Below are 26,215 nucleotides of genomic sequence, written 5' to 3' on the forward strand. Positions count from 1 at the left end.
CGGTCGGCCTGCCCTCAGGTCGGCCGGTCGATCATGCCGCGCGTGTAGCGGCGGGTGCGTTCGTAGGAGATCAGCTCACCGTCCTCGTCCAGCGCGACGCGATAGCTGGCCATCACGCTGGTGGTGTCCGGGATGCGTTCCAGCTCCACCACTTCCACCTGCGCCTCCCACCCGTCCTCGGTCGGCTTGAGCGAGGAGACGGAATCCGGAGGTCGGCCAAGCAGTTCGGCGAGCTGCTGCGCCGCGGCACGCATCGCCGCCGCCGCGCCCGCCTTGCGGGAACGGCCCCGCGGCGCACGCCCGGTCCTGTCCCTCGCCTGCCCTTCGCCCTCACCGGCGGCATGCGCAGAGGCCCGCCGGGGGCGTGCAGGTTCGGCTGCGGCCATATGCCCCTCCCTGGGGGAGACGGGCTCACACAAACTAGAATGTCACCAAATCCAGGCATAGGCCCCACATAGGGGGCAGAAGCCTTCCGAGGACGGCCTCCGGCCGGACCTCCTTCTCGCCAGCGGGCAGTGTGAGCGTGGGGATCCACTCCCCCGGGCGACACCACGTAGACCGAAAGCGCCCTGGCAGGGGAATGACCATGGAGGACACCAGCAAGATCGCGCTCGCAGCCGCTGTGGCTGGGGGATACCTACTCGGCCGGACGAAGAAGGGCCGCCTTGCGTTCACCGTGGCGACCTATCTCGCCGGTCGCCGCTTCGGGCTCGAACCCGGACAGCTGCTCAAGGAAGGTGCGTCCCGGCTCAAGGAGATGCCGCAGTTCGAAGAACTCGCCGAGCAGCTGCGCGGAGAGGCCCTCGACGCCGGCAAGCAGGCGCTGGCTGTCGCGGCCAACCGGAAGCTCGCCGACCTCGCCGGCGTGCTGCACGACCGCACCCTGGAGCTCACCCGCAGCGGTCAGGACGAGGAGGGCGAGGACGAGGACGAGGACGAGGAGCCGTACGAGGACGAGGAAGGCAGGGAGTACGCCGGAGAGGACGAGGAGGGGGAAGCCGAGCCCGAGGACGAGCCCGAGGACGAGCTCGAGGAAGACGAGGAGGAGGAAGAGGAGGAAGAAGGCGAGCAGGGACCTGAGGCGGAGGCCGAAGAGGACGAGGAACCCGAGGAAGAGGAAGAACCCGAGGAGGAAGAGCCGGAGGAGGAGGAAGAAGAGGAAGAAGAAGAGCCTCCCCCGCCGCGCCGCACTCGTACCTCGGCTCGCGCACGCAGCGACAGGACCGCGACCCCCGCCAGGAAGAGCGTCCGGCGCCCCACCCCGGCGAAGAAGTCAGCACCTGCGAAGAAGGCCGCACCCGCGAAGAAGGCCGCACCCGCGAAGAGGAGCCCCGCGAAGAAGGCAGCGCCCTCCCGGCAGGCCACACCCGCCAAGAAGGCCGCGACGAAGAAGTCCTCCCCCGCCAGGAAGACGGCGGCGAAGGAGACCGGCGGCGCTCGGCCGGCGAAGAAGGCGGCGCCCGCAAAGAAGAGCGCCCCGCGAAGGGCGGCCGCGAAGAAGGCCAGTGCCCCGCCGCGCAAGCGGAGCACCGCTCAGAGTCCGGCACGCAAGAGCGCTGCCACCAAGTCCACCGCCAAGAAGGCCACAGGCCGCACCCCGGCCGCCCGCAAGACGGCCGCCAAGAAGACGGCGGCGCGCAAGCCGTCCACGCGGAGGTAGGCCATGGCAACCTCAGACCGCAAAGGCTCGTCGGACTCCCTCTCCGGGATGGACAAGCTGCTGAAGGAACTCACGGGATATCTCGCCGCCCAGGCCGACCAACTGGCCGACAAGGCCACTGACAAGCTGTCCGACGTCACCGACCAGCTCTACGACGTCGCCGACAACAACGGCAGCCTCTCGGACGTCGCCGGCATCGGCGGCCGGATGCTGCAGGGCGACTCCCCGCTGAAGGCGTTCGCCGGCCAGAAACTCGGCAACATCAAGGACAAGGTCACCGAGGCGTTCGGCGGCGGCGGTAAAGGCCGCGGCCGCAAGGGCAGTGGCGGCAAAGTCGTCAACATCGTCGAGGCCCTCGACGTCGGCCTGCCGCTGCGCACGGTCTACGACCACTGGACGCAGTACGAGAACTTCAGCGGGTTCACCAAAGGCGTCCGCGACGTCTCCCGCGACGACGACACCAACAGCGACTGGAAGGTCAAGGTCGGCCCCTCCACGCGGAGCTGGAAGGCCACCGTCCAGGAACAGGTGCCCGACGACCGCATCGTGTGGACCTCTCAGGGCGCCAAGGGAACCACCCGCGGCTGCGTCACCTTCCACGAACTCGCCCCGTCACTGACCCGCATCGTCATCGTCGTCGAGTACTACCCTTCAGGACTCTTCGAGAAGACCGGCAATCTCTGGCGCGCACAGGGCCGCCGCTTGCGCCTGGACCTGAAGAACTTCCTGCGCCACGTCATGCTCACCACCGACGAACCGGAAGGCTGGCGCGGCGAGATCCGCGACGGCGAGGTCGTCCGGACACACGAGGAAGCCGTCGACGAAGAAGAGGCCGAGGAAGCGGAGGAGGGAGAGGACGAGGACGGCGGCGCCGAGGAGGACGAGGAGGAGTACGAGGACGGCCAGGAGCAGGGCGAAGACGCGGAAGCGGACGAAGACGAGGACGAGGACGCTCAGTACAGCGACGAGGAGCTCGAAGAGGAGGACGAGGAGCCTGAGGAGGCGGAGGAGGAACCCTACGAAGAGGAAGACGAGGAACCGGACGAGGAGGCAGCGGAGGAGCCCCCTCCGCCCCGTCGGCGCCGGCACCGGCAGCCCGCGTGAAGCCGTCCTCGTGAAGCCGTCCTTTCGAAGCACCGGCGGCTGACTCGTGACGCGTGTGAGGGCCGGTGGGAGATCTCCCGCCGGCCCTCACCCCCACATCACCTCAGGCACCTCTCGGCGTGTCAGTGCTTCAGCGCGTCCTTCGCCTTCTGGGCGGCCTGCTTCGCGTCACCCATCGCCTGCTCACCGCGCCCCTTGGCCTCCAGGCTCTCGTTCCCCACCGCCTTGCCGGTGGTCTCCTTCACCTTGCCCTTGCTCGTCTTGGCCACGTTCTTGACCTTCTTGCCTGCACCCATTCCTCTCACCTCCCCGCCACTCGGCGCTTGGCAGATCAGCCTGCTCAGCTGCTACCCCTCGCGAGAGCGAGTACGCATTCGCCGCATCCCGAACAAAAGGGTCCCTAATCGGCACGGTGGGCTTTGTGCGGGGTCAGGTGCAGGTGCGCCCGTGCGGGAAGGGTCCGGCCTGTGGACCGGCAGGCGCGTTTCAGCGGACCGTCGCGCAGCGCCCGCAGGACGGACCCCGGCTCGGTGTCAGGGGTCAGGGTGAGGTCGAGATGGGCTTCGGGATGGCTCGACGAGCCGTCCATCCGTGCGCGGGCCTGGTGAACACCGGGCAGGTGCCGGGCGTCGGCTGCCAGAGCGTCGCTGAGGGCGCCCTCGCGCAGTTCCACTCCGTCCACGGCGTGGGCTCCTCCCACGGCCAGGGTGCCGGGGTGAGCGCGGCGCAGCTGCGCCAGCAGCCACCACAGGGCGAGCAGGGTGACGAGGGCCAGGACGGCGATGGCAGCGGGCCACCACCACCCTTCGTCCGCCCAGCGGGTGCGGTCGGCGTCTGCGAGCAGGACGTCGCGGGGAGTGGTGAGGGGCCAGCCGTCGGGCGGTGACAGTCGCCAGCGCCGGTACAGGTCGAAGCCGCCCGCCAGGACCAGGAGGCCCGTGCCGAGCAGGATGATGCCTGCCAGGGCGAGCAGAGTTCGATTGATGGCGGTTTTCCTTTTCATCGGATCCCCTTCTGCCTCCTGCTTGGCGGCGGACAGCCCCAGGTACGACTACTTGCGACGCGGGCGTACCCGCACGGCGAGCGACGGAGGGCGTGCGAGGGCGAGCCTGTCACGTTCCTCCCGCAGAACGGCCAGCAGATCGGACTCGACGTCGGCGGGGGCACGGAACCGCACGTCCGCGCGTACCTTGACGCGGCGCTGGAAGAACCGGACCTTGGCAGCGCTCACCCCGGGGACGCGCATCGCGGCGTCCCGCAGCTTCAGTTCCGCGGCCCCGCGGTCCAGTACGGCGTGCATCCGCGGGTCGGGAGTCTGGAGGGGCAGCCGGCGGCGCAGCCCTGGGCTCAGCGCCAGGATGATCAGCCAGAGGCCGATAACGGCGACGACGGCGGCGCCGACCTGCACCGCGAGGTCATCCAGCGGGCGGGTGGCCAGTTCGTCGGCCAGGTGCCTGCGCCAGCCTGCCGCGGCCTGGCCGGCGCGGACCCTGATGACGTCGAACAGGAGGAGGCCGGCCGCGACCGCGATGACCAGGGCTGTGAGCGCGGCGGGTATGCGGCGCGCGGACCACGGGCGCCGGGCAGCGGATTGCGGTCGGGCCGCAGGCCGCTCGTCCAGCAGTCCTGTGGTGGGGGAGGTGGCCCCGTCCGTCGCGATGGGCTGCTCTTTCTCGGCCGGGGCGTCTTGCTCGCGTTCCATGCCGGCTCTCCTTCCCGGTGGGAATGCGGTCCGGTTCACTGCACGCGGCGGTCTTCCAGGCCATCGGCGGGAATCAGGTGCTCGATGGCAAGGGTGACTTCCGTGACCCGCACCCCGGTCAGATGGGTGACGCGCTCGCTGACGTCCTGCTGTATCCGGCGGGAGACGTCGGCGAGGTCCACCGGGTAGGGCAGGTCCAGAGTCAGCCCCAGCCGCGCCGCGCCGCTGCCGACGGCGACCGAGGCACGCGGCCCGGCCAGTTTCACGTGAGTGGCCGAGGCGTCCGTGTGCGTGGCCAGTGCCTCTTTTGCGGCGCGGGCCGCGATGCGGGCGACCACCCTGTCGGGGATCACCGTGGCCCCGCGTTCGGCCGCCGGTAGCACCGACGGGGTGGGGGCTGCCGCCCGCCCGTGCGGCGCAGCCGCAGGTTGCGAGGTCACTGCCGGTTCCGGGAGCGCGTGAAGTCGGACAGTTCCAGGTCACCCTGCAACATGCGGCCGATGATCAGGCCGACCAGGCCCAGGAACGCCACGAGCAGGAACGCCCAGAAGCCGCCGAAGAAGGCGGCGAAGCCCAGGGCCATGCCGGCGATCAGCCCCACGGTTGCTGCGCTCATTTCACTCACCTGAATTTCTCATCGGTTGTTTCGCGGCCCTCCGGTTCCGGGGCTGCGAGGGGTCACTGCACACGTCCCTCGCCTTCGTCCTCGTCCTCCTCGTCGGGGAGGTGGACGTCGTCGACGGCGATGTTCACCTCGACGACCTCAAGGCCGGTCATACGTTCGACAGCGGTGATGACGCTCGTGCGCACGTCGGCGGCGATGTCCACGATGGCCACGCCGTACTCCACGACCACGTCGAGATCGACGGCGGCCTGCCGTTCGCCCACCTCGACCTTCACACCGCGGCTCACGCTGGTACGACCCCCGGGGACCTTTTCGGTCACTGCCCCGAGCGTGCGGGCCATGCCGGATCCGAGGCTGTGGATGCCCGGCACCTCGCGGGTGGCCAACCCCGCGATCTTCTCGACCACGCTGTCGGCGATGGTCGTCCGGCCCCGCGTCTCGGCCGCGGTTCCGGCGCCTGTGGGGCCCGTGAGGGTTTTGCCCGCAGGGCGTGACTCCCCGCCTGAGGTGGGGTTGATGGTGTCCGACATGAGGACCTCCCCGGGGTGGATATCCGGGCGCCGGTGCGGCGCCCTCATGCTTGGGACACCTCGCGTGGACATTCCTCACGCGGCCGCGCGGCGGAATCCGCCTACCATCGAGGAGTACCCACGCGGACCGCGACGAGCGTCGTCGGCAGGAAGCGAGCGTCGGATGCGCAACCGGACCGACCCCTCCCCCCAGCCCGGCGCAGGCCTGCCCCTGCGGTCGGCAGCGGTGCCGATCGTCGCCGTCGCCGCGGAGCGGGACGCCGTCGGCGCACTGGACGACGGCGTGCTGGCGATACGCGCCTCGGAAGGGGACGAGGACGCCTTCGCCGTCCTGGTCCGTCGGCACACCGGCCGCCTGCTCGCCCTCGCCCGGCATCTGCTCGGCAACCGGGCGGACGCGGAGGACGCGGTCCAGGAAGCATTCATCAGCGCTTGGCGGCGGCTGCCGGAATTCCGGCACAGCGCCTCGTTCAGCACCTGGATGTATCGCATCGTGACGAATCGCTGCCTCAACGCGCTGCGCCGTCGGCCCCATCCGCTGCCCCTGGACTCCGTCCCGGAACCCCCTGCCTCGGATGCGAACAGCTCACCACCCAAAGTGGCCGAGACGGACGCGGCGACGGCCGCCCTGACCCAGGCGCTCCTGGAACTGGGCCCCGAGCTCCGGGTGTGCTGGGTGCTACGGGAATTGCACGGTCTGCACTACGAGGAGATCGCCCACGTCGTGGGCAGCAGTGAACAGACGGTGCGCGGCAGACTCTTCCGCGCACGACGCGCTCTGACGGAGGCGATGCGCCCATGGCGCTAGACGACCCGCAGCCGACCTACGGCGGCGAGCCCGCAGGCGTGAGCGCCGCAAGGGCCGAAGCGTCGCCGCCTTTCGACGCGGAACTGCCGGCGGGTGGGGAGCTCCTGCCCTGCGGACGTCCTCTCGGCCGTGCCTGGAAACAGGCCCGTGACGCGGTCGGCGTCTCGGACCCGCACAGCAGGCGCTGCCCGCACTGCCGCGAGGCCATCGAAGGGCTGACGGCCCTGGACCGGGCTACGTGGGCTCTGCGCGCCGAGGAACAACCCGATGACCGCAGCCTCGTCAACCGGGTCATCAACGCGGTCCGCAGCGAGGTACGACTCGGCGCCATGTTGCTGCTCGACGACCCCGGTCACGACCTGCGGATCGCCGAGAGCGCCGCCGCGAAAGTGCTGCGCCGGGCCGCCGACACCGTGGCCGGCGTCCGTGCCGCCAGCTGCCGCATCGCCTCGGCGACGGACGGCCACGTCGTCCACGTCGTCGCCATCACGCTGGCGGCCACGCTCGACCAGCCGCTGCGGGGGCGAGCCGAGGCAGTACGCCAAGCCGTCCTCCACGCGGCTGAGCACGTGCTCGGCCTCGCCGTCACCGCCGTCGACGTGGAAGTCAACGCCGTGCTGGAACCGTCCCGCGCGCCCAGTGGCGAGCAGTCCGAACCGAGCGGACCATGACCGCCTCCGACCGCGAGAACATCCACCGGGCGACAGCCCGGGCCGCCCTCGACGTTTCCGGCGTGGTCGCACTCCAGCCCGCGCTCGCCGACCGGCTGGCACTCGCCGCCTCCCGCGCGTACGAAGCCGTGGCCGCAGGTCCCACCGGGCACCAGGGGGCAGCCGGCGTCCGCTGCGAGCTCACCCCGGCCGGCGCTTGGCACCTGGAGGTGCGCTGCGTCCTGGACGCGGGCCACCGGGTCGTCGACGTGGCCCGAAGGGTCCGCGAGGACGTGCGGACGGCCGTCACCGCCTACCTGGCCCAGCAGGGCACGGCAGCGCCCGTGACCGTCGTGGTCACCGTCACGCGCACCGGGTAGCGAGCCGCTCGGCGTTCTCATCCTCGGAAACCGGGTAGGTGGCACATGTGGGCTCGAGAACGCCGGCCCGTAGCTGCGGGAGGCAATCGTGAAGCTGATCCCGGGGCGGCACGGACACAAATGGAGACGGCGTTGGGCGCTCGTTCGCTGGATGCGACGACCTCTCGTCGGGGGGATCCTCTTGCGACTGGCGACGTGGGGTGTGCGCGTGACGGTGTGGGCCGCCCGGCGGGCCCTGCGTCGGAGGATGAAGCGCCTCCTGCGTGGGTTATGCGTATCCGCGCCCGGCGCGGTGAACGAGGGAAACGGCTTCGCCCGCTCGTGCGGGGAAGCCGTTTCGCGTGTCAAAGGGACCGGCGTCGGGTTGCCGCTGCCCGCTAGTGCCTAGCGCGGCTGAAAATGCGGAAGATGCCGAGGAGGATGAGGGAGCCGACGATGGCAGCGATCCACGTCGAGATCTCGAAGAAGCCGTCGACGGAGTCCACTCCGAAAATCACCTTACCGAGCCAGCCGCCGAGCAGGGCGCCCGCGATGCCTATCAATATGGTGATGATGATGCCGCCCGGGTCTTTCCCGGGCATCAGCATTTTCGCGATGATGCCCGCGAACAGACCGATAAGAATCCAAGCGAGTATGCCCATGATTCCTTCCTGTCTCGTCGCGCAAACGTGTACTAACTCAACGCGTCCTTGCCCTTCTCCTTGACGCGCCGGGCCTTGCCCCGGGCTTCCAGAGCGGCACCCTTGGCTGCCAGAGTCTCCTTGCCCACGGCATGGGCCGCCTTCTTCACGACCCTTCCCACCACTCGTTCCATCTCCGCCTTCGCTTTCTCACCGGTGCCCATATCATCCCCTTAAACCCTTTATGCTAGGCATATGTCCGCACCGGCGATTCCCAAACAGCTCACTCGGCCACAAGGGCGTCAGCGGCGGACTCGGGGCATTCCCAGGCCGATCCACGAGATGATCTCGCGCTGGATCTCGTTGTTGCCGCCCCCGAAGGTGAAGATGACGGCGCTGCGGTAGCCGCGTTCGAGCTCGCCGTGCAGGACCGCGCCGGCGGAGCCGTCCTTGAGGGAACCGGCCGCGCCGACGATCTCCATGAGCCAGGCGTACGCGTCGCGGCGGGCCTCGGAGCCGTAGACCTTGACCGCGGAGGCGTCCTGCGGGGTGAGGGTGCCGGCCTGGACGGCGTTCACCATCTGCCAGTTGAGCAGCTTCATCGCGTCGAGCCGGGCGTGGGTGCGCGCGAGGCGGCCGCGCACCCAGCCGAGGTCGATGACCCGGCGGCCGTCGGCGAGCTTGGTCGAGGCGGCCCAGCGCTGGACGTCGTGCAGGGCGCGGATGGCCATGGTGCCGTGCGCGGCCAGGGTGACGCGCTCGTGGTTGAGCTGGTTGGTGATCAGGCGCCAGCCCTTGTTCTCCTGGCCGACCCGGCGGCTCGCCGGGACGCGGATGTCCTCGTAGTAGCTGGCGGTGGTGTCGTGCGAGGCGAGGGTGTTGATCAGGGTGCAGGAGTAGCCGGGGTCGGAGGTCGGCACGAGGAGCATGGTGATGCCCTTGTGCGCGGGGGCGTCCGGGTCGGTGCGCACGGCGAGCCAGACCCAGTCGGCGGTGTCGCCGTTGGTGGTCCAGATCTTCTGGCCGTTGACGACGTAGGTACCGCTCTCCTCGTCGCCCTCGCGGACGGCCTTGCACTTGAGCGCGGCGAGGTCGGTGCCGGCGTCGGGCTCGCTGTAGCCGATGGCGAAGTCGATCTCGCCCGCGAGGATCTTCGGCAGGAAGTACGCCTTCTGCTCGTCGGTGCCGAACTGCATGATGGTCGGCCCGACCGTGTTCAGCGCCATCAGGGGCAGCGGTACGACGGCCTGCGCGGCCTCGTCGAAGAAGATGAACTGGTCCATCGGGGACATGCCGCGGCCGCCGTACTCCTTGGGCCAGCCGACCCCGAGCCAGCCGTCGGCGCCGAGCCGGCGGATCGTCTCCCGGTAGTAGCGCTTCTGGGCGGCCGGGTCCTCGTAGCGGGCGTAGACGTCGTCCGGTACCAGCTCGGCGAAGTAGGCACGCAGCTCGGTGCGCAACTGCTGCTGCTCAGGCGTGTATTCGAGGTGCACGGCCCCTCCGGGAGTGTCGCGGTCCAGCCGGTTCGCTGTGGCGGCGGTCAGAGTAGAACCAGTTGCAGAAATTGGGAAGGACCGGGTGCCGCCGGTCGGGCGGCGGCGGCCATGCTCTCGGTTATGACCATCCCACGGAGCAGAGCGGAGTTCTTCGTCGAGCCCGAGCGGGACGGCCGCTTCAGCGGCCCCGCCACCGGTGACGAACGGCGCATGCCGGCCGCCTTCCTGGCGGACCACCGCGCGACCTTGGAGCTGAAGTGCGCGGGCCTGGGAGAGGAGTTGGCGCGGCGGTTGATCGAACCGTGAGCCGCCGGCCGCCGGCCGTCAGGTGGAGAGGTAGACGAGGTCGAAGTGGACGAGGTCCCGTGCCTCGTCGAGGTGGTACGCGCCCGCGGGGCGGCCGTACGACTGCGGTCGGTTCGCGTACGCGTCGAACTGCGGGCTGTGCTGCCAGGCGGCGTCCGCGGGCACGTACTTCGCCAGCGGGGCGGGCAGCGCGGACGCGGGCCCGGTGGGCGTGAAGACGTACTCGGCGTTGCGCACGATCGCCGCCGCGCCGCCGGCCGCGAGGCGGGCGACACCGGCCAGGCGGATCCGGGAGTCCGGGCTCGGGATGGTCCGGTCCCCGGGGCTCTCGTCCATGTCGTAGCCCACCCAGTGCGCCTCGGTCAGCTCGCCCACGTACGTCCCGAAGCGGGACTTCAGCGGGTCGAGGTCGGTGCGGACCCGGAGCTTGTCCGGGTTCGGTTCCGGCCACGCGGCGTACGTGACGAGCCCTCCGGCGGCGAGCAGGGGCAGGCCGGCGATCAGCAGGAACCTGCGCCGGTTCGTACGTCCGGATTGCGCTTCCACGACCGCCCCGCCCCCGTGCCCCGTCAGTTCAGGGCGCCGATCATAGCCGCCGCCGTCGCCGCCATCGCCGTCCGGGCCGCTGTCAGGTACGGCCGCGGGTCCGCCGGGGTGAGGTGGGTGCGGATGGCCTCGGTCATGGCCACGTTGAGCGCGGTGCCGATGTTGACCTTGCGGATGCCGCCGGCGACGGCCGCCGACAGCTCTGCGTCCGGCAGCCCGGAGGAGCCGTGCAGGACGAGCGGCACGTCCACCGTCTTGGCCAGCCGGGCCAGCAGTACGTGGTCCAGCGCCGCGGTCCGGCTGGTCATCGCGTGGCTGCTGCCGATCGCGACGGCCAGCGCGTCGACCCGCGAGTCGGCGACGAAGCGCCGCGCCTCGTCCGGGTCCGTACGGGCGCCGGGCGCGTGCGGGTCCAGCGGGGCGGCGCCGTTCTTGCCGCCGACCTCGCCCAACTCGGCCTCGATCCACAGCCCGTTGGCGTGCGCCCAGTCGGCGGCGGAGCGCGTCGCCTCCAGGTTCTCCCCGTACGGGAGCTGCGCCGCGTCGTACATCACCGAGCTGTACCCGGCGTCGCAGGCCTGGCGGAGCAGTTCCGTGCTCTTGACGTGGTCCAGGTGCAGGCCGACGGGGACCCCGGCGGCCTCGGCGCAGGCGGCGGCCGCGCGGGAGATGGGCAGCAGCTGCCCGCCGCGGAACTTCACGGCGTTCTCGCTGAGTTGGAGGATGACCGGCATCCCGGCGGCCTCGGCCCCGGCCACGACCGCTTCGGCGTGCTCCAGGGTGATGATGTTGAAGGCGGCGACGGCGCGGCCCGCGCGGGCCGCCTCCAGGACGAGGGGGCCCGCGGGTACGAGGCTCATCGGACCGCCTCCTCGCCGGTGGTGAGGATCACCGAGCGGGTGAGATGGCGCGGCGCGTCCGGGTCCAGCTGCTGGTGGGCGGCGACGGCGAGCGCGAGGCGGTGCACGCGGACCAGTTCGGCGAGCGGGTCGAGCCGCCCGGCCACCCACTGGGCGCCGGTGGCCCGTACCTGCGCGGCGAGTCCCTCGGGGGCCTCGTCGAGGGACCAGGTGGCGGTGCCGGGTCCGGAGACGCTGATCGGCCCGTGCCGGTACTCCATCGCCGGGTAGGACTCGGCCCAGGACAGCGAGGCCTCCCGCATCTTCAGCGCGGCCTCGTTGGCCAGCCCGACGCTCCAGCCGCGGCCGAGGAAGGTGAACTGCCCCCGGCTCGCCAGCTCGGCGGGCAGCGGTTCGGTGAGGGCGGTCCGGGCGTCGGCGACCACGGCGGGGGTGTGCAGCCCGACGTGGGCGCGCAGCAGGGTGAGGGCGGTGGTGGCGAAGCGGGTCTGCACGACGGACTGTTCGTCGGCGAAGTCGAGGACGACGAGCTCGTCCGCGAGGGTCATCACCGGGGTCGCGGGATCGCCGATGACGGCGGTCGTGGGCACACCCGCGTCGCGGAGCGCTCCCAGCAGGTCGAGCACCTCCGTGGTGGTGCCGGAGCGGGTCAGCGCGACGACCCGGTCGTAGCGGCGGTGACGGGGGAACTCCGAGGCGGCGAAGGCGTCGGTCTCGCCCTGCCCGGCCTCCTCGCGCAGGACGGCGGCCGCCTGGGCCATGAAGTACGAGGTCCCGCACCCGACGATCGCGGTACGCTCCCCCGGCTGCGGCAGCACCGCCCGCCGGGCCGGGGCCAGTTCGGCGGCCCGCTCCCAGCATGCGGGCTGTGTGCCCAACTCGTACGCGACGTGACTCATACCGGCTCCCTCGTGCGACAGGCGGGTCTGAATGCGTTTTCCTGCAAGGTATCGGGCAGTTTCACGCAACTTCAAGCATCGACGAAGTGATCGACTGAGTTAGTGTCGCCGGGGTGGGCCGGTGGAGACCGAGGGAACCCACCGGCGAGCGCCGTGGAACGAATGTCGCAGGAAACACCGAAGGGGGCGGCCGATGACGCGCAAGGAACGCTGGCAGACACTGCTGGACCTGCTCGTGGAGCGGGGCGAGCTGGAGGTGGAGCCGGCGGCGGAGGCCCTCGGCGTGTCGGCCGCGACCATCCGCCGCGACCTCGACCAGCTCGCCGAACAGCAGCTGCTGGTCCGCACCCGCGGCGGGGCCGTGCTGCACGGGGTCTCGTACGAACTCCCGTTGCGCTACCGGACCTCGCGCCGGGCCGCCGAGAAGCGCCGGATCAGCGAGGCGGTGGCGGCCCTGGTCTCGCCGGGTGAGGTGGTCGGTCTGACGGGCGGCACCACGACCACCGAGGTGGCGCGGGCCCTGGCCGGCCGCCCGGACCTGGCCCAGGGCTCGCCGGCGCTCACGGTGGTGACGAACGCCCTCAACATCGCGGGCGAGCTGGTGATCCGGCCGCAGTTCAAGATCGTGCTGACGGGGGGTGTCGCCCGGCCCCAGTCCTACGAGCTCACGGGCCCCCTCGCCGAGCAGGTGCTCGGCCAGCTCGCCGTGGACACCGCGGTGCTCGGCGTGGACGGCTTCGACCCGGCGGACGGCGCGGCGACCCGGCACGAGGACGAGGCCTCGGTCAACCGCCTGCTGTGCGAGCGGGCCCGCCGGGTGGTCGTCGCGGCCGACTCCAGCAAGCTGGGCGTGCGCGCCTTCGCCCGCATCTGCGCGACCTCACAGGTGGACGTACTGGTGACGGACACCGGTGTTCCGGCGGAGGTGGCGGCCCGCTTCACGGCGGCCGGGGTGGAGGTCGTCCGGGTGTGAAGCCCCCGGCCGGCCTCGGCCGGGGGCCTTGCCCCACCCGCTTCCGCGGCGCTACGGCTGGGGGCTCACCGCCACCCACTGGGACGCCGGGGTCGTGCCCGTGGCCGGCGCGGGACAGATGAGAGCGGTGCCGTTGGCGGCGCAGTGCAGCGTGTGGACCGTTCCGGCCGTGGTGATGACCTTGTAGAACACGTCGCTGCCGTTGCCGTCCACCGAGACGTCGCACACCGGGGAAGCCGTCGGGTAGCCCGTGATGGTGCTCAGGTTGGTCCAGCCGGGGGTGTTGAGGCTACCGGACACGATGTTCGCGTTGTCCGGGTTGGTGTTGATGTTGGGCCGCCTGCCGGCGTACGCCACCCCGTTCACGAGTGCCGCGAGGAACTGCTCGTTGCCGTTCTGCTGCGTCGAGTCGACGCCCGTGCCGCACGCGGTGGTCGCCGTGGCCGTCGGGCGGGCGGTGACCGTCCTCGTCACCGTGACGGTCGGTCTGGCCTTCGGGGTCTTGCACTTCCGGTTCTGGTGCTGGCCGTCATCGTCGTCGTAGTCGTCGTCGCAGTGCGGATCGGCGGCGTACGTCGTGCCGGTGCCGGACTGGTTGGTCGCGGCGGCGGCCACCGCCACCGCGGGGGTTCCCACCGCGACGGTCACCGCCGCCGCGATCGCGACGAGTCTGCGGATCCCCTTCAGCCCGCCACGGGGCGTCGGCCCGTCCTGCGGGGTCGCGCTGTGCTCAGGATTCATGCGAGTGCTCCTGCTCTCGGACAACCCCGGGGCGTTCCCCGGGTCTGAACCAGAGCGTGACCCGTACCGACCGCGACACCGTCCCCCGGCCCGCCGGACACGCGAGCAGGCCAGCACATCGGCCCAACGGCGATCGTCCGAAGGCGTGCCCCTCAGTGACCTGGCACCCGTTCCGCTTCCCGGACCAGGGCGGCCAGGACCGGGGCGATCAGGGGATGGGTCTCGGCGCCGCGGCGGGTGGCGGCGAAGACCCGCCGGGTGGCGGCCGGGCCGATGACCGGGCGGACCTGGACCTCCTTGAGGTCCATGCCGCGCAGCGCCGAGCGGGGTACGAGGGCCACGCCGGCCCCGGCGCCGACCAGCGCGGTCACGGCGCGGAAGTCGTCGGAGGAGTGGACGAGCCGCGGTTCGAAGCCGGCCAGTTCGCAGGCCAGCAGCGTCACGTCATGGCAGGGGTTGCCGGGGTACTGGCCCACCCAGTCCGCGTCGGACAGGTCCGCCAGCGATACCGCGGGCGGGTCGGCCAGCGGGTGGCCCGAGGGCAGCACCGCGTCGAAGGGCTCCGCGTAGAGCGGCAGGACCGACAGCCGGGCGTCGTCCGCCCCCGGGCCGCCCCGGTACTCGACCGCCAGGGCCACGTCCGCCTCGCCGTCCAGCAGCAGCGGCAGGCTCTGGTCGCCCTCCGCGTCACGGACCCGCAGCCGGATGCCCGGCCGCTCCAGGGCGAGCCGGGCGATGGCCGGGGCCAGGACCTCCGCGATCCCCGTCGCGAACGCGGCCACGGTGACCTCGCCCGCCGAGCCGCCCGCGTACGCCGCGAGTTCGGCCTCGGCCCGCTCCAGCTGCGCCAGGACCTCGTGGGTGTGGCCGAGCAGGATCTCACCGGCCGCGGTGAGCCGTACGCCCCGACCGCTGCGGGTGAGCAGCGCGTGGCCGGTCTCCTGTTCCAGCGCCGCGAGCTGCTGGGAGACGGCCGAGGGGGTGAGGTAAAGGGCTGCGGCCGCGGCGGTCACCGTACGGTGGTCCGCCACGGCCCGCAGGATGCGCAGCCGGCGGGGGTCGATCACCCCTCCATTGTCGCAGGCCACGCGGGGCCCCTCGGCCGCCCGGACCTCTGGAACCTCGTGGACCCCTCTGGCCCCTCAGGCCCCTCAGGCCGCCGAGGCAGCCGAGGCCGATCGGGCCCCTCACAGCTCTCCGGCATCTCAGACGACTTGGGCCACTTGGGCCACTTGGGCCACTCCGGTACTCAGCCCCCTGCGGCCACTCGGGCCGTTCAGGCCTTCTCGACCGCCAGCGCCGCGCGGGCGTCCGTGAACGCCGCCACCGCGCGCTCCACGTCGGCCGTCGAGTGGGCCGCAGAGAGCTGGACGCGGATGCGCGCCGCGCCCATCGGCACCACCGGGTAGGAGAAGCCGATCACGTAGACCCCGCGCTCCAGAAGCAGCTCCGCCATCCGGCCCGCCTCGGCCGCGTCGCCGATCATCACCGGGGCGATGGCGTGGTCGCCGGGGAGGATCTCGAAGCCGGCCTCGGTCATCTTCGTGCGGAAGAGCGCGGTGTTGGCGGCGAGCCGCTCGCGCAGGTCACCAGCGGACTCCAGCAGGTCGAGGACCTTGAGGGAGGCCGCCGCGATGACCGGGGCGAGGGAGTTGGAGAAGAGGTACGGGCGCGAGCGCTGGCGCAGCAGCTCCACGATCTCGGCGCGGGCCGCGACGTAGCCGCCGGAGGCGCCGCCGAGGGCCTTGCCGAGGGTGCCGGTGATGATGTCGACGCGGTCCATGACGCCGTGCAGTTCCGGGGTGCCGCGGCCGCCGGGGCCGACGAAGCCGACGGCGTGCGAGTCGTCGACCATGACCATGGCGTCGTAGCGCTCCGCCAGGTCGCAGATCTCGGCGAGCGGGGCGACGTAGCCGTCCATGGAGAAGACGCCGTCGGTGACGATCAGCTTGCGGCGGGCGCCGCCCTCGGTGGCTTCCTTCAGGCGGGTCTCGAGCTCGGCCATGTCACGGTTGGCGTAGCGGAAGCGCTTGGCCTTGCTCAGCCGGATGCCGTCGATGATGGAGGCGTGGTTGAGGGCGTCGGAGATGACCGCGTCCTCGGCGCCGAGCAGGGTCTCGAACACTCCGCCGTTGGCGTCGAAGCAGGAGGAGTAGAGGATCGTGTCCTCCTGACCGAGGAAGGCCGACAGGCGCGCCTCCAGCTCCTTGTGCACCTCCTGGGTGCCGCAGATGAAGCGGACGGAGGCCATGCCGTAGCCCCACCGGTCCAGTGCGTCCTTCGCTGCGGTGACGACCTCGGGGTGGTCGGCCAGCCCCAGGTAGTTGTTCGCGCAGAAGTTGAGGACCTCGCCGGGGGTGCCGCCCGCGGTGACGGCGACCGCGGCGTTCTGCGGGGTGCCGATGACGCGCTCGGGCTTGTGCAGGCCGGCGGCGCGGATCTCGTCGAGGGTGGTGCGGAGGTCCTCGCGGACGGTCTCGAACATGTGCGGTTCTCCTTGTGCGGCGGAGGGCGGCGAGGGGACGAGGAAGGGGGGCCGGGCCCCGTGGGGGGTGGGGGTCCCCCGGACGGAGTCTGGGGGAGAGGGTGCGGGGCCCGGCCGGAGGGAGAGGGTTCGGATGACGGAGGGCGGTTACGCCGTCCAGTCCAGGATGATCTTGCCGCTGCGGGCGGTCGACGCCTCGTCGAAGGCGGCCTCGAAGTCGCGGTGGGAGTAGCGGCCGGTGATCACGGGGCTGAGGTCGAGCCCGCCCTCCAGCAGCACGGTCATCGCGTACCAGGTCTCGAACATCTCGCGGCCGTAGATGCCCTTGATGGTGATCATCGAGGTGACCACCTTCGCCCAGTCCACGGGGAACTCCTGCGCGGGCAGGCCCAGCATGGCGATCTTGCCGCCGTGCGTCATGTTGTCGATCATGTCGCGCATCGCCTCGGCGCGGCCGGACATCTCCAGGCCGACGTCGAAGCCCTCGCGCAGACCGAGCCGCGCCTGCGCCTCGGCGATCGAGGACTCGGCGACGTTCACCGCGAGCGTGGCGCCCGCCTTGCGGGCGATCTCCAGCCGCTCAGGGCTGACGTCCGTGATGACCACGTTGCGCGCGCCGGCGTGCTTGGCCACGGCGGCCGCCATGATCCCGATCGGTCCGGCGCCGGTGATCAACACGTCCTCGCCGACCATCGGGAAGGACAGGGCCGTGTGCACGGCGTTGCCGAAGGGGTCGAAGATCGCCGCCACGTCGAGGTCGACGGCGGTGCGGTGCACCCACACGTTCTGCGCGGGCAGGACGACGTACTCGGCGAAGGCACCGTCGCGCCCGACGCCGAGCCCGATCGTGCTGCGGCACAGGTGGCGGCGGCCGGCCAGGCAGTTGCGGCACTTGCCGCACACCAGGTGACCCTCGCCGCTGACGAGCGCGCCGACCTCGATGTCGCGGACGTCCGCGCCGAGCGCCGCGACCTCGCCGACGAACTCGTGACCGAGGACGAGCGGGGTCTTGACCGCGCCCTGCGCCCAGCCGTCCCAGGCCCGGATGTGGAGGTCGGTTCCGCAGATGCCGGTGCGCAGCACCTTGATCAGCACGTCGCCGGGGCCGTACTCGGGCTCGGGGACGTCCATCAGCCACAGTCCGGGCTCGGCCTTGTGCTTGACGAGTGCCTTCATGGGGTGGCTCCAGGCATGCGGAAGGGGGCGCCTCGGGCAAACGGCCCCGAACGGCGGCGGTGACGTGCACCAATCTGCCGATCGGCGCGGTGATCAGTCCATCGAGACTTTCTTAAGCGGGTCGACAGCGCAGCTTCACGCCTATGCTCCTCCCGTGACGGGGAAGGGGCTCGCGCCGGCGACGGCGTGGGGAAAAGGGGAGGTGAGGGGCGTGCCGAGTCTGCGCAGCAGGGCGCTGTCGGCGGCGCTGATCGCGGCGGGACGCCGAAGACGGTTCGCGAGCGCCGAGGCGGTACGGACCCGGGTGGCGGAGTCCGCCCGCCGGCCCGCATCGCATCTGCCGCCGCGTTCGCTGGGCCGGGTCGCCGACATCTCGCGGACCTTCGTCGGAGCCTGGCCGGTGTACGACGTCTCCCCGCTCGGGAGGGAGCCCGCGGCGCAGGTGCTGTACGTGCACGGCGGCGGGTACATCAACGAACTGGTCCGCCCGCACTGGGCGCTGATCCGGACCCTGGTCGCGCAGGCGCGGGCGCGGGTCGTCGTACCGGCGTACGTCCTCGCTCCGCGCGGTACCGCCGACCGGACCGTCCCGGTCGCCGCCGACCTGCTCAGCGGCCTGATCGCGGGCGGCGGTGGCGGCGGGACGGTGCTCATCGGGGACTCGGCGGGGGCCGGGCTGGCGCTGGCGGCCGCGCAGCGGCTGCGCGACCGCACCGGGGCGCAGCCCTCCCGGATCGTGCTGATCTCGCCCTGGCTGGACGTGACCATGAGCCATCCGGACCAGGCGGCGATCGAGGCGGCCGATCCGATGCTGGCGCGTTCGGGGCTGCGGGAGGCCGGCCGGCTGTACGCGGGGACCCTGGCGGCCGACGATCCCCGCGTGAGTCCGCTGCACGGGAGCTTCGCGGGCCTGGCTCCGCTGACGGTGTTCACCGGGACCCGGGACGTGCTGACCACGGACAGCAGGGAGCTGCTGCGCCGGGCGCGCGCGGAGGGGGCCGAGGTGGAGTTCCACGAGGCCGTCGGGCTGCCGCACAGCTACCCGCTGCTTCCGGTGCCGGAGGGGCGGGCGGCGCGCGACCGGATCGTCGAGCTGATCAGGGCGACGGCGGAGCTGTGACCTGTCGGTCATGGCCCGTCCGTCAGCCGAGGTGCCCTACGCGGTGCAGGTCATCAGTGAGCTGATCGGCCAGGCGCGGTACCCCGTCCAGTACGCCTCGTCGCGCAGGGAGTCGGCGGGCGGGGTGCGGTTGGGCTGCCAGCCGACGGTGACGAAGCCGGCCTCGACGGCCGCTTCGGCGAGGTCGGCGTGGGCCCACTCGCGGAACTCGAAGGGCACCGGCGGCTCGGTCAGGAAGTGCGCCTTCAGCAGGGGCGCGTCGCCGTCCGGGATCCGGTCGATGATGCGGACCCCGTACGGCGACCAGTCCACGCGCGGGAACGCCCCCGCGTTGGGCACGATGGCCAGCAGCCGCCCGCCGTCGCGCAGGTTGGCGCGGACGGACCGGAACATCGCGTGCAGGGACCTGCGGTCGGGCGCGTAGCTGAAGACGTACGCGGCGGTGGCGAGGTCGAAGGGGCCGAGTTGGGGAAGGCCGGCGGCGTCGGCGACGTGGTACTCGACGTCCGCGCGGTCCTTCGTGGCCTCGTGCTCGCGGGCCAGCCGGATCATCTCCTCCGAGACGTCCACGCCGACGGTCCGGCGGGCGCCGCCGCGGGCCAGGAGCCGGGTGTTGTAGCCGTATCCGCAGGCCAGGTCGAGGGCGTCGAGCCCGCGTACCCCGCCGAGCGCGTCGAGGGCTCCGTGCAGGGTGTAGGTGTCGGCCGCCGAGAACGCCGCCGTGGTCTTCGACTCCGCGTAGCGCTCGCCGATGGTGTCGTACTGGAACCGCATGCTCTGCCTTCCGGGGGCCTGCCGCAGGTGGGACGGGTGCGTATCGTCCCCCGCGGCGCGTCCGGGGGCCGGGCCGCACACCCGTACGTCCCCCGGACGAGGGAAGCGGTCGGCCTATCGCGGCGGCTCCCGCTCCGGTGGCGGGACCAGCTCGCGGGCGCAGGCGCGCAGCCAGGCGTGTGCCGGGTCGGCGTCGTGGCGCGGGTGCCAGGCCATGCCGAAGGGCAGGGGCGGCAGGTCGAGCGGTATCTCGAAGGTCTCCAGTCCCAGCGCTGCGGCGAGCGGTGCGACCTGGCTGGTCAGCAGTCCGATGAGGTCGCTCTCGCGCAGGACGAACAGGGAGGCGGGGAAGGTGCCCACGCTGCCCACCACGCGCCGGGTCAGCCCCTGGCCGGCGAGGGCGGCGTCCACCGGGCCTTCGAGGCGGCCGCGCCGGGAGGCGGTCAGGTGCTCGGCCGCGGCGAACCGGCGCACCGTGAGGCGGCCGCGGAGGAGCGGGTGCCCGCGGCGTACGACGCCCAGCATGCGCTCGTCCGAGAGGTGCTCGACGCGCACTTCGGGGGAACGGGTGTCGACGACGCCGAGTTCCAGGTCGGCGACGCCTTCGCGCAGCGCGGGGACGTCCACGTGGCTCTCCGGCAGGAACCGCAGCCGCACCCCGGGCGCCTCGCGGGTCATCCGGTTGAAGAGCGTGGCCCCGTAGACGGCGGTGAAGGCGTCGTTGGCCAGCACGGTGAAGGTGCGGGTGAGGGTGCGCAGGTCCACCTCGGACCCGGTGAGGAAGAGGGCACGGGCGCGTTCGACGACGGCGCGGACCTCCCCCTGTACGGCGAGCGCGTGCGGGGTGGGCACCATCACCCGGCCGGCCCGGACCAGGACCGGGTCGCCGAGGGCCTTGCGGATCCGGCCGAGGGTGCGGCTCATGGCGGGCTCGGACAGGTGCATGCGTGCCGCCGCCCGGGACACGCTCGCCTCCTCCAGGAGGACGTCCAGGGCGACGAGGAGATTCAGGTCCAGCCCGGATTGCGTCACACGCATACGTCCCTTGCACAACTTGCACTGGAAAGCAGGTCGGCCCAACTCTACGGTGATCCGAGGGCGAAGCCGCTGCCGGCCGCCCTTCCTTCCTTCCTTACCTCCTTCGCTTTTCCTGCCGCCGTACCGTCACCGACTCCGAGGAGGAGCCGTGCTCCGCCATGCCGTCAAGCAGGGTCCCGCCGTTCCCGCGCCCCCACTCACCCGGCCCGCCCTGCTCGTCCTGTGCGCCTGCGTGCTGGTCGCCCAGGGGATGGTCGCCGCCGTCAACCTGCTGATCCCCCAGCTCGCCGCTTCCGAGCTGCATCCGGATCCCGGCGAGCTGCTGTGGTCCGTGGACGCGTACGTGATCGTCTTCGCCGCGCTGCTGATCCCCGCCGGGGCGCTCGGCGACCGCTACGGCCGCAAGGGCGCGCTGCTGGCCGGGCTCGGCCTGTTCGCGGTAGGCGGGGCCACGAGCGCGCTCGCCCAGGACCCGGCCGTGCTGATCGCCGGGCGCGCTGTGTGCGGAGCGGGCGCGGCCCTGATCATGCCCGCCACCATGTCCGTCCTCGTCCACCTCACCACGCCCGAGCGCCGCGGCCGCGCCCTGGCCACCTGGACGCTGTCCGCGGGCCTCGGGGGCCTGGCGGGCAACGTCGGCGGTGGCCTGGCCGGGGAGTACCTGACCTGGCGGGCCCTGTTCTGGGCCGTGGTCCCGCTCGGTGCGCTGCTCGCGCTCGCGGTCGCCCGCGCGGTGCCCCGTACCCCGTCCCAGCCCACCGCCGCCGTCGACCCGCTCGGGGCGGCGCTGCTCGCGGCCGCGCTGCTCGCGGTGGTCTACGGGATCATCGAGGGGCCCGCGTACGGCTGGGCCTCGGTGCAGGTGGTGGCCGCCTTCGGCCTGGGTGCGGTGCTGCTCGCCGCGTTCACCGGCCATGCGCTGCGCGCCGCCCGCCCGCTGCTGGACCCGCGGATCTTCGGCTCGCGCAGGCTGCGGGCCGGGACGCTCGGCATCGGAACCGCCTTCTTCGGGCTCTTCGCCCTGTTCTTCGTCAATGCCCAGTACCTCCAGTACGCCAAGGGCTTCTCCCCCGCCCAGACCGGCTTCGCGATCGTCCCGCTCACCGTCGGCATGGCGCTGGTGCCCCGGTTCGGCGCCCGGCTCCAGGAACGGATCGGGCCGCGGCTGCCGGTCGGCGCCGGGCTCGGCCTGATCGGGGCGGGGCTGCTGCTGGTCTCCACCGTCGACGCGGGCACCCCGTACGCCCTGTACGCGCTCTACCTGCTGGTGCTGTCCGTGGGCACGGGCCTGGCCGCGCCCTCGCTGACGCTGACCGTGGTCGCCGAGCTGCCCTCCCACCAGGCGGGGCTCGGCTCCGGGCTGAACACGGCGGCCCGGGAGATCGGCGCCGCCCTCGGCGTGGCGGTGGTCGGCACCGTGCTGGCGTCGCGCTTCCACGGGAACCCGCAGGATCCGGCTCAGGTCGCCGCCTTCACCGACGCGATGGGGGCCGCGCTGCGAACGGTGGCCGTGGTGCTGCTGTGCGCGTCGGCCGCGGTGGTGACCTGGTACCGGGCGGGACGGCGCGGGCGCGGCCGGGATGCAGTGGCCGCCGCCGAGGGCGCATCCTGACTGTGTGATCGCGAGAGCGGACGGCGGCGGCGTCCCGCCCCCCGATGCCGTGGCTCAGGCACTCGCCCGGGCGACCGTGGGCGCCGTGCAGGCCGTGGGCGGGTACGCGGGCGGCGTGTACATGCGCTCGCCGACCGCCGGGATCCTGCTGCTCGCGGTGTTCCTGGGTCTGCCGCTGCCGCTGTTCCGCCCGTGGTGGCGGATCCAGGTGAACCGCCCGTACCCGCCCGCCGAGGCCTACCGCAGCGGGCAGTCCGTCTACTTGGCCGACGCGGAGTCGGCCGTGGGCCGCTTTCCGCAGATGGTGGCCAGCCTGCCGTTCCCCTTCGCCTCGCTGTACGAGCCGGTGACCGCCGGGACGCAGCGGTTCGGCGTGCTGCTGGTACTGCGCCCGGCGACCCCCGGCACCCCCGTCGGGGCCGCCGACCGCGAACGGTTGCGGGAGGCCGCGGACCGGCTGGCCCAGGAGCTCGCGGAGCTCGCGGCGGGCGGCGCACCGGTGGCGTGGGAGGGCGACCCGGTGGCGGTACCGACGCCGCCGCCCGACACCGGGCCTGCGGGTGCCCGCGCGGCCCTCGACCGGCTCCGGCTGGCGGTGCTCTCGCTGGACCGGCAGGGCCGGATCGGATTCGTCAACACGGCGGCCGAGGAACTGCTCGGCCTCACCGGCCCTCAGCTGTACGGGAAGGTGCTGTGGGAGGCCCTTCCGTGGCTGGGGCACCACGCCTACGACGACCACTTCCGGGCCGTCTTCATGTCCGGCGAGCCGGCCCACTTCCCGGCCCGTCGCGGCCGCCACCCGCCCGGGGAGTGGCTGTCGGTGGACCTGAGCCCCGCCCCCGACGGCGTAACCCTGACCATCGCCCGCCTCGACAAGCCCGTCTACGCGCCCACGTCGGTGGCCGAGCCCGCCGCGGATCTGGGTTCCCCCGTCGACCAGGCCTCCGCGCTGTACCGGCCGGTGGCCCTCGCCATCGCGCTGTCGGAGGCGGTCACGGCCCGGCAGGTGTCGGCGGTGGTCACCGAGGAGCTGCTGCCGGCCTTCGGCGGCCGCCAGCTGGCGATCTACCTCCTCGACGAACGGCACCTGTACCTCGCCTGGGAGACCGGTTTCCCGCGGGGCTTCCTCAACCGGTTCGACGGGGTCTCGCTCGATGTGCGGCTGCCGGGTGTGGAGACGCTGACCACGGGCCGGCCGATGTTCTTCGAGTCGATGGAGCATCTCGCCGCCGCCTATCCCGGCATTCCGCTCGACGCCGACGTCGGGGCCCGCGCCTTCCTGCCGCTGATCGCCTCCGGCCGGCCGGTCGGCTCGTGCATCCTGGGCTTCGACTCGCCCCGTGGCTTCAGCTCGGAGGAGCGTACGGTCCTCACGGCGCTGGCCGGCCTGATCGCCCAGGCCCTGGCGCGGGCCCGGCGCTACGACAGCGAGGCCGCCCTGGCGCGCGGGCTCCAGGCGGCCCTGCTGCCGCACCGGCTGCCGGTGCGCGAGAACGTGGAGACGGTCGGCCGCTATCTGCCGGGCACCGCGGGCATGGACGTCGGCGGCGACTGGTACGACGTCATCGAGACGGGGCGCGGCCCACTGGCCCTCGCCATCGGGGACGTCCAGGGCCACGGGGTGGCGGCCGCGGCGACCATGGGGCAGCTCCGCAGCGCCGTACGGGCCTTCGCGCTCAGCGGCAGTACGCCGGAGCAAGTGATGCGGGGCACCAACCAGCTGCTCATCGACCTGGATCCGGGCCAGTTCGCCAGTTGCTGCTACGTGCTGCTGGACCCGGCATCGGGCGCCGTGCGGGCGGTACGGGCCGGGCACCCCCAGCCGCTGTTGCGCCACCCCGACGGCCGGACCGAGGTGCTGGACCTGGCGGGCGGGGTGGTGCTCGGCGTCGACCCGGACGCCTCGTACCCGGTCACGGAACTGCGTCTGGAGACGGGCGCGGTGCTCGCCCTCTACACGGACGGGCTGGTGGAGGCGCCGGGCACGGACATCGACGACGGCGTCGAGCGGCTGCGGTTGGCCTTGGCGGCGGCCCGGCCGTCCCCGCTGACCGAGACCGCCGACCGGCTGGTCGGCGAGGCGGACGGCACCGCGGACCGGCCGGACGACATCGCCTTGCTGCTGGCGTCCCGCAGGGGCGAGGACGCGTAGGACCGCAGGGCCCGCAGGACCGTCAGGCGTTCGTCAGCCGGCGTTCGTCGGCCGGCCCGTGGACCCCTCCGTGCCGCCCGCCAGGATCAGCGCGGTGTTCACCAGCCCGACGTGGCTGAACGCCTGCGGGAAGTTGCCGAGTTGGCGTCCCGCATGGGGGTCGTACTCCTCCGCGAGCAGTCCCACGTCGTTGCGCACGGCCAGCAGCCGCTCGAACAGGGCGCGGGCCTCCTCCTCCCGGCCCGTCATGTGCAGGGCGTCGGCCAGCCAGAACGAGCAGGCCAGGAAGGCTCCTTCGTCGCCGGGCAGTCCGTCGACGGCGGGGCCCTCGGTGGTGTAGCGGCGGACCAGTCCGCTGCGGCCCAGCTCCGTCCGCACGGCGTCGACCGTGCCGATGACCCGCGGGTCGTCGGGCGGGAGGAATCCGGTCCTGGGGATGAGCAGGGTCGCCGCGTCGAGCTCGGTGGAGCCGTAGTACTGGGTGAAGGTGCCCCGCACGGGGTCGTAGCCCTTGGTGCACACGTCGAGGTGCACCGCGTCCCGCATGGCGCGCCAGCGTTCCACGTCCCCGGGCAGCGAGGGATCGCGCTCCAGGGCCTGTACGGCCCTGTCGGCGGCGACCCACGCCATCACCTTGGAGTGGACGAAGTGGCGGCGCGGGCCGCGGACTTCCCACAGGCCCTCGTCCGGCCGCTGCCAGTTGCGCTCCAGGAAGTCGAGGAGCGCGAGCTGGATCCGCCAGGCGTGGTGCTCGGAGGGCAGTCCGGCGGACCTGGCCACGTGGAGGGAGTCGATGACCTCCCCGTACACGTCGAGCTGGAGCTGGTCCACGGCCGCGTTGCCGACCCGGACCGGGGCGGAGGAGGCGTAGCCGCCCAGCCACGGCAGTTCGCTCTCCGGGATCCGCCGCTCGCCGCCGATCCCGTACATGATCTGCAGGTCGGCGGGGTCGCCGGCAGCCGCGCGCAGCAGCCACGCGCGCCAGGCACGGGCCTCGTCGAGGTAGCCGGTGGCGAGGAGGGAGCCGAGGGTGAGGGTGGAGTCGCGCAGCCAGCAGTAGCGGTAGTCCCAGTTGCGGACGCCGCCGAGTTCCTCGGGGAGGGAGGTGGTGGAGGCGGCGACGATGCCGCCGGTCGGCACGTAGGTGAGGGCCTTGAGGGTGATCAGGGAGCGGTTCACGGCCTCCTTGTAGGGGCCCTCGTAGCGGCACTGCGAGCTCCACTCGCGCCAGTCCGCGACGCTCTGCTCCAGGGAGTCGAAGGGGTCGCAGGGATCGGGGCACGGTTCGTGCGAGGGGTGCCAGGTGAGGACGAAGGCCACGCGCCGGCCTGCGGAGACCGGGAACTGGGAGCGGGTGCTGTTGGCCTCGCCCCAGGTGCGGACCGGGGGGTCGCTGCGGAACCAGACGGCGTCCGGTCCGGCGATGGCGACCCGGTCGTCCTCGACCCGGCGCACCCAGGGGACGACGTTCCCGTAGTCGAAGCGCAGGCGCAGGGTGCTGTGCATGCGGACGGTCCCGCTGACGCCCTCGACGATGCGGACCACGTCGGGGGCCCGGTCGCGCTGCGGCATGAAGTCGGTGACCTTGACGGTGCCGGTGTCGGTGACCCAGTACGACTCCAGGACGAGCGTGCCGTCGACGTAGGCCCGGCGGGTGCACGGTTCACCGTCTTCGGCGTCGACGGGGGCGATGCGCCAGTGGCCGTTCTCCTCGTCGCCGAGGAGCTTGGCGAAGCAGGCGGCCGAGTCGAAGCGGGGCAGGCACAGCCAGTCGATGGACCCGTCACGGCCGACCAGTCCGCTGGTCATCAGGTCGCCGATGAGTGCGTAGTCTTCGATGGGTTGTGTCATTGGTGCGCTCTTCCCGTGAATGCCCGGGGTCAATCAGCTCGGGCCCCGGACACCCCCGTGCGCGCTACGTCAGGCTCTGGGCTCCCGTCGCGCTGCTACGTGCCCGG

General features: G+C 72.3%; 30 protein-coding genes. 10 read left to right on the forward strand and 20 right to left on the reverse strand.

Translation table 11 applies throughout. From position 1 onward, the window contains the following. Positions 1-14: 14 nt before the first annotated feature. Entirely contained in the window at positions 15-386 is a 372-nt protein-coding gene (locus ACZ6JT_RS21800; protein WP_469211994.1) for a gas vesicle protein GvpO, read from the reverse strand. Positions 387-586: 200 nt separating this feature from the next. Between ACZ6JT_RS21800 and ACZ6JT_RS21805 the strand changes: the two genes are divergently transcribed. Continuing rightward, positions 587-1,660, forward strand: a complete 1,074-nt coding sequence (locus ACZ6JT_RS21805) for a histone protein (protein ID WP_469211996.1) — start codon at positions 587-589, stop codon at positions 1,658-1,660. A 3-nt stretch (positions 1,661-1,663) separates the two neighbouring features. Beyond that, on the forward strand, positions 1,664-2,764 hold the full coding sequence (locus tag ACZ6JT_RS21810; protein WP_469211998.1) for an SRPBCC family protein: 1,101 nt from the start codon (positions 1,664-1,666) through the stop codon (positions 2,762-2,764). Between the two features lie 122 nt (positions 2,765-2,886). Here ACZ6JT_RS21810 and ACZ6JT_RS21815 read toward each other — a convergent pair whose 3' ends face one another. The 6 genes from ACZ6JT_RS21815 to ACZ6JT_RS21840 all read right to left on the reverse strand — a co-directional run bounded on the left by ACZ6JT_RS21815 (position 2,887) and on the right by ACZ6JT_RS21840 (position 5,621). Beyond that, entirely contained in the window at positions 2,887-3,060 is a 174-nt protein-coding gene (locus ACZ6JT_RS21815) for a CsbD family protein (RefSeq protein ID WP_469212000.1), read from the reverse strand. A 104-nt stretch (positions 3,061-3,164) separates the two neighbouring features. After that, complete coding sequence (locus tag ACZ6JT_RS21820) at positions 3,165-3,767, reverse strand: alkaline shock response membrane anchor protein AmaP (RefSeq protein WP_469212002.1); 603 nt, start codon at positions 3,765-3,767, stop codon at positions 3,165-3,167. Between the two features lie 48 nt (positions 3,768-3,815). Next, on the reverse strand, positions 3,816-4,466 hold the full coding sequence (locus ACZ6JT_RS21825) for a DUF6286 domain-containing protein (RefSeq protein WP_469212004.1): 651 nt from the start codon (positions 4,464-4,466) through the stop codon (positions 3,816-3,818). A 35-nt stretch (positions 4,467-4,501) separates the two neighbouring features. Next, on the reverse strand, positions 4,502-4,849 hold the full coding sequence (locus ACZ6JT_RS21830; protein ID WP_469212559.1) for an Asp23/Gls24 family envelope stress response protein: 348 nt from the start codon (positions 4,847-4,849) through the stop codon (positions 4,502-4,504). Positions 4,850-4,902: 53 nt separating this feature from the next. Further along, on the reverse strand, positions 4,903-5,082 hold the full coding sequence (locus ACZ6JT_RS21835; RefSeq protein ID WP_365473747.1) for a DUF2273 domain-containing protein: 180 nt from the start codon (positions 5,080-5,082) through the stop codon (positions 4,903-4,905). 62 nt (positions 5,083-5,144) lie between these two features. Next, entirely contained in the window at positions 5,145-5,621 is a 477-nt protein-coding gene (locus tag ACZ6JT_RS21840; protein WP_469212006.1) for an Asp23/Gls24 family envelope stress response protein, read from the reverse strand. 163 nt (positions 5,622-5,784) lie between these two features. Between ACZ6JT_RS21840 and ACZ6JT_RS21845 the strand changes: the two genes are divergently transcribed. Genes ACZ6JT_RS21845 through ACZ6JT_RS21855 form a run of 3 tightly spaced genes read left to right on the forward strand, consistent with a single transcriptional unit; the run spans position 5,785 to position 7,459 of the window. Beyond that, positions 5,785-6,429, forward strand: coding sequence for an RNA polymerase sigma factor (locus tag ACZ6JT_RS21845; RefSeq protein WP_469212007.1), 645 nt, complete (start codon positions 5,785-5,787; stop codon positions 6,427-6,429). Next, positions 6,420-7,100 carry an Asp23/Gls24 family envelope stress response protein gene (locus tag ACZ6JT_RS21850; protein WP_469212008.1) on the forward strand — a complete coding sequence of 227 codons (681 nt, stop codon included), beginning with the start codon at positions 6,420-6,422 and terminating at the stop codon, positions 7,098-7,100. The genes ACZ6JT_RS21845 and ACZ6JT_RS21850 overlap by 10 nt, the downstream gene beginning before the upstream one ends. Continuing rightward, complete coding sequence (locus ACZ6JT_RS21855) at positions 7,097-7,459, forward strand: hypothetical protein (RefSeq protein WP_469212010.1); 363 nt, start codon at positions 7,097-7,099, stop codon at positions 7,457-7,459. The genes ACZ6JT_RS21850 and ACZ6JT_RS21855 overlap by 4 nt, the downstream gene beginning before the upstream one ends. A gap of 377 nt (positions 7,460-7,836) precedes the next feature. Here ACZ6JT_RS21855 and ACZ6JT_RS21860 read toward each other — a convergent pair whose 3' ends face one another. The 3 genes from ACZ6JT_RS21860 to ACZ6JT_RS21870 all read right to left on the reverse strand — a co-directional run bounded on the left by ACZ6JT_RS21860 (position 7,837) and on the right by ACZ6JT_RS21870 (position 9,572). Next, positions 7,837-8,100: a GlsB/YeaQ/YmgE family stress response membrane protein gene (locus tag ACZ6JT_RS21860; protein ID WP_469212012.1), complete on the reverse strand. Its 264-nt coding sequence runs from the start codon at positions 8,098-8,100 to the stop codon at positions 7,837-7,839. Between the two features lie 32 nt (positions 8,101-8,132). Beyond that, on the reverse strand, positions 8,133-8,303 hold the full coding sequence (locus tag ACZ6JT_RS21865; RefSeq protein WP_469212014.1) for a hypothetical protein: 171 nt from the start codon (positions 8,301-8,303) through the stop codon (positions 8,133-8,135). 78 nt (positions 8,304-8,381) lie between these two features. Next, positions 8,382-9,572, reverse strand: coding sequence for an acyl-CoA dehydrogenase family protein (locus ACZ6JT_RS21870; RefSeq protein WP_365473727.1), 1,191 nt, complete (start codon positions 9,570-9,572; stop codon positions 8,382-8,384). Positions 9,573-9,695: 123 nt separating this feature from the next. Here ACZ6JT_RS21870 and ACZ6JT_RS21875 point away from each other — a divergent pair, with 123 nt between their 5' ends. After that, positions 9,696-9,881, forward strand: a complete 186-nt coding sequence (locus ACZ6JT_RS21875; RefSeq protein WP_469212016.1) for a hypothetical protein — start codon at positions 9,696-9,698, stop codon at positions 9,879-9,881. Between the two features lie 18 nt (positions 9,882-9,899). Here the strand turns inward: ACZ6JT_RS21875 and ACZ6JT_RS21880 are convergent, their stop codons facing one another. From ACZ6JT_RS21880 to ACZ6JT_RS21890, 3 genes are read right to left on the reverse strand one after another with little or no spacing between them, the layout of a single operon-like run. Beyond that, entirely contained in the window at positions 9,900-10,427 is a 528-nt protein-coding gene (locus ACZ6JT_RS21880; RefSeq protein ID WP_469212018.1) for a hypothetical protein, read from the reverse strand. A 23-nt stretch (positions 10,428-10,450) separates the two neighbouring features. Further along, positions 10,451-11,287, reverse strand: coding sequence for a class II fructose-bisphosphate aldolase (locus tag ACZ6JT_RS21885; protein WP_469212019.1), 837 nt, complete (start codon positions 11,285-11,287; stop codon positions 10,451-10,453). Beyond that, positions 11,284-12,186, reverse strand: a complete 903-nt coding sequence (locus ACZ6JT_RS21890) for an SIS domain-containing protein (RefSeq protein WP_362855011.1) — start codon at positions 12,184-12,186, stop codon at positions 11,284-11,286. Before ACZ6JT_RS21890 ends, ACZ6JT_RS21885 begins: the two co-directional genes overlap by 4 nt. Positions 12,187-12,379: 193 nt before the next feature. On the opposite strand from ACZ6JT_RS21890, the gene ACZ6JT_RS21895 reads away from it, so the two are divergent. Continuing rightward, entirely contained in the window at positions 12,380-13,159 is a 780-nt protein-coding gene (locus ACZ6JT_RS21895) for a DeoR/GlpR family DNA-binding transcription regulator (RefSeq protein WP_469212021.1), read from the forward strand. A 51-nt stretch (positions 13,160-13,210) separates the two neighbouring features. Here the strand turns inward: ACZ6JT_RS21895 and ACZ6JT_RS21900 are convergent, their stop codons facing one another. The 4 genes from ACZ6JT_RS21900 to tdh form a co-directional block, all read right to left on the reverse strand. Next, a complete protein-coding gene (locus ACZ6JT_RS21900) occupies positions 13,211-13,900 on the reverse strand; it encodes a hypothetical protein (RefSeq protein WP_469212023.1) in 690 nt (229 codons plus the stop codon). 152 nt (positions 13,901-14,052) lie between these two features. Then, positions 14,053-14,967 (reverse strand): LysR family transcriptional regulator, encoded by a 915-nt coding sequence (locus tag ACZ6JT_RS21905; protein WP_469212025.1) that lies wholly within the window; start codon positions 14,965-14,967, stop codon positions 14,053-14,055. A 209-nt stretch (positions 14,968-15,176) separates the two neighbouring features. Then, positions 15,177-16,385, reverse strand: a complete 1,209-nt coding sequence (locus ACZ6JT_RS21910) for a glycine C-acetyltransferase (protein ID WP_469212027.1) — start codon at positions 16,383-16,385, stop codon at positions 15,177-15,179. Between the two features lie 147 nt (positions 16,386-16,532). Then, positions 16,533-17,561 (reverse strand): L-threonine 3-dehydrogenase, encoded by a 1,029-nt coding sequence (gene tdh / locus ACZ6JT_RS21915; protein ID WP_469212029.1) that lies wholly within the window; start codon positions 17,559-17,561, stop codon positions 16,533-16,535. Between the two features lie 211 nt (positions 17,562-17,772). Here tdh and ACZ6JT_RS21920 point away from each other — a divergent pair, with 211 nt between their 5' ends. Continuing rightward, positions 17,773-18,681: an alpha/beta hydrolase fold domain-containing protein gene (locus tag ACZ6JT_RS21920; protein ID WP_469212031.1), complete on the forward strand. Its 909-nt coding sequence runs from the start codon at positions 17,773-17,775 to the stop codon at positions 18,679-18,681. Between the two features lie 36 nt (positions 18,682-18,717). Here the strand turns inward: ACZ6JT_RS21920 and ACZ6JT_RS21925 are convergent, their stop codons facing one another. Both ACZ6JT_RS21925 and ACZ6JT_RS21930 read right to left on the reverse strand, forming a co-directional pair. Further along, positions 18,718-19,455 carry a class I SAM-dependent methyltransferase gene (locus ACZ6JT_RS21925; protein WP_469212033.1) on the reverse strand — a complete coding sequence of 246 codons (738 nt, stop codon included), beginning with the start codon at positions 19,453-19,455 and terminating at the stop codon, positions 18,718-18,720. Positions 19,456-19,569: 114 nt separating this feature from the next. Next, positions 19,570-20,493 carry a LysR family transcriptional regulator gene (locus ACZ6JT_RS21930; protein ID WP_469212035.1) on the reverse strand — a complete coding sequence of 308 codons (924 nt, stop codon included), beginning with the start codon at positions 20,491-20,493 and terminating at the stop codon, positions 19,570-19,572. Positions 20,494-20,641: 148 nt separating this feature from the next. Here ACZ6JT_RS21930 and ACZ6JT_RS21935 point away from each other — a divergent pair, with 148 nt between their 5' ends. After that, positions 20,642-22,105, forward strand: coding sequence for an MFS transporter (locus tag ACZ6JT_RS21935; protein WP_469212037.1), 1,464 nt, complete (start codon positions 20,642-20,644; stop codon positions 22,103-22,105). After that, positions 22,074-24,257: a GAF domain-containing SpoIIE family protein phosphatase gene (locus ACZ6JT_RS21940; RefSeq protein WP_469212039.1), complete on the forward strand. Its 2,184-nt coding sequence runs from the start codon at positions 22,074-22,076 to the stop codon at positions 24,255-24,257. Before ACZ6JT_RS21935 ends, ACZ6JT_RS21940 begins: the two co-directional genes overlap by 32 nt. Before the next feature lie 33 nt (positions 24,258-24,290). On the opposite strand, the gene ACZ6JT_RS21945 is transcribed toward ACZ6JT_RS21940, so the two are convergent. Further along, a complete protein-coding gene (locus tag ACZ6JT_RS21945; RefSeq protein WP_469212041.1) occupies positions 24,291-26,108 on the reverse strand; it encodes a glycoside hydrolase family 15 protein in 1,818 nt (605 codons plus the stop codon). Between the last annotated feature and the right edge of the window lie 107 nt (positions 26,109-26,215).

The sequence above is a fragment of the Streptomyces sp. NPDC046308 genome (assembly GCF_055588065.1).

Excerpts from the sequence above, each read along its gene's own strand:
- ACZ6JT_RS21800 (WP_469211994.1), bottom strand. The coding sequence starts at position 386 with ATGGCCGCAGCCGAACCTGCACGCCCCCGGCGGGCCTCTGCGCATGCC.
- ACZ6JT_RS21805 (WP_469211996.1), top strand. The coding sequence starts at position 587 with ATGGAGGACACCAGCAAGATCGCGCTCGCAGCCGCTGTGGCTGGGGGA.
- ACZ6JT_RS21810 (WP_469211998.1), top strand. The coding sequence starts at position 1,664 with ATGGCAACCTCAGACCGCAAAGGCTCGTCGGACTCCCTCTCCGGGATG.
- ACZ6JT_RS21815 (WP_469212000.1), bottom strand. The coding sequence starts at position 3,060 with ATGGGTGCAGGCAAGAAGGTCAAGAACGTGGCCAAGACGAGCAAGGGC.
- ACZ6JT_RS21820 (WP_469212002.1), bottom strand. The coding sequence starts at position 3,767 with ATGAAAAGGAAAACCGCCATCAATCGAACTCTGCTCGCCCTGGCAGGC.
- ACZ6JT_RS21825 (WP_469212004.1), bottom strand. The coding sequence starts at position 4,466 with ATGGAACGCGAGCAAGACGCCCCGGCCGAGAAAGAGCAGCCCATCGCG.
- ACZ6JT_RS21835 (WP_365473747.1), bottom strand. The coding sequence starts at position 5,082 with ATGAGCGCAGCAACCGTGGGGCTGATCGCCGGCATGGCCCTGGGCTTC.
- ACZ6JT_RS21840 (WP_469212006.1), bottom strand. The coding sequence starts at position 5,621 with ATGTCGGACACCATCAACCCCACCTCAGGCGGGGAGTCACGCCCTGCG.
- ACZ6JT_RS21845 (WP_469212007.1), top strand. The coding sequence starts at position 5,785 with ATGCGCAACCGGACCGACCCCTCCCCCCAGCCCGGCGCAGGCCTGCCC.
- ACZ6JT_RS21850 (WP_469212008.1), top strand. The coding sequence starts at position 6,420 with ATGGCGCTAGACGACCCGCAGCCGACCTACGGCGGCGAGCCCGCAGGC.
- ACZ6JT_RS21855 (WP_469212010.1), top strand. The coding sequence starts at position 7,097 with ATGACCGCCTCCGACCGCGAGAACATCCACCGGGCGACAGCCCGGGCC.
- ACZ6JT_RS21860 (WP_469212012.1), bottom strand. The coding sequence starts at position 8,100 with ATGGGCATACTCGCTTGGATTCTTATCGGTCTGTTCGCGGGCATCATC.
- ACZ6JT_RS21865 (WP_469212014.1), bottom strand. The coding sequence starts at position 8,303 with ATGGGCACCGGTGAGAAAGCGAAGGCGGAGATGGAACGAGTGGTGGGA.
- ACZ6JT_RS21875 (WP_469212016.1), top strand. The coding sequence starts at position 9,696 with ATGACCATCCCACGGAGCAGAGCGGAGTTCTTCGTCGAGCCCGAGCGG.
- ACZ6JT_RS21885 (WP_469212019.1), bottom strand. The coding sequence starts at position 11,287 with ATGAGCCTCGTACCCGCGGGCCCCCTCGTCCTGGAGGCGGCCCGCGCG.
- ACZ6JT_RS21890 (WP_362855011.1), bottom strand. The coding sequence starts at position 12,186 with ATGAGTCACGTCGCGTACGAGTTGGGCACACAGCCCGCATGCTGGGAG.
- ACZ6JT_RS21895 (WP_469212021.1), top strand. The coding sequence starts at position 12,380 with ATGACGCGCAAGGAACGCTGGCAGACACTGCTGGACCTGCTCGTGGAG.
- ACZ6JT_RS21900 (WP_469212023.1), bottom strand. The coding sequence starts at position 13,900 with ATGAATCCTGAGCACAGCGCGACCCCGCAGGACGGGCCGACGCCCCGT.
- ACZ6JT_RS21910 (WP_469212027.1), bottom strand. The coding sequence starts at position 16,385 with ATGTTCGAGACCGTCCGCGAGGACCTCCGCACCACCCTCGACGAGATC.
- tdh (WP_469212029.1), bottom strand. The coding sequence starts at position 17,561 with ATGAAGGCACTCGTCAAGCACAAGGCCGAGCCCGGACTGTGGCTGATG.
- ACZ6JT_RS21925 (WP_469212033.1), bottom strand. The coding sequence starts at position 19,455 with ATGCGGTTCCAGTACGACACCATCGGCGAGCGCTACGCGGAGTCGAAG.
- ACZ6JT_RS21930 (WP_469212035.1), bottom strand. The coding sequence starts at position 20,493 with ATGCGTGTGACGCAATCCGGGCTGGACCTGAATCTCCTCGTCGCCCTG.
- ACZ6JT_RS21940 (WP_469212039.1), top strand. The coding sequence starts at position 22,074 with ATGCAGTGGCCGCCGCCGAGGGCGCATCCTGACTGTGTGATCGCGAGA.
- ACZ6JT_RS21945 (WP_469212041.1), bottom strand. The coding sequence starts at position 26,108 with ATGACACAACCCATCGAAGACTACGCACTCATCGGCGACCTGATGACC.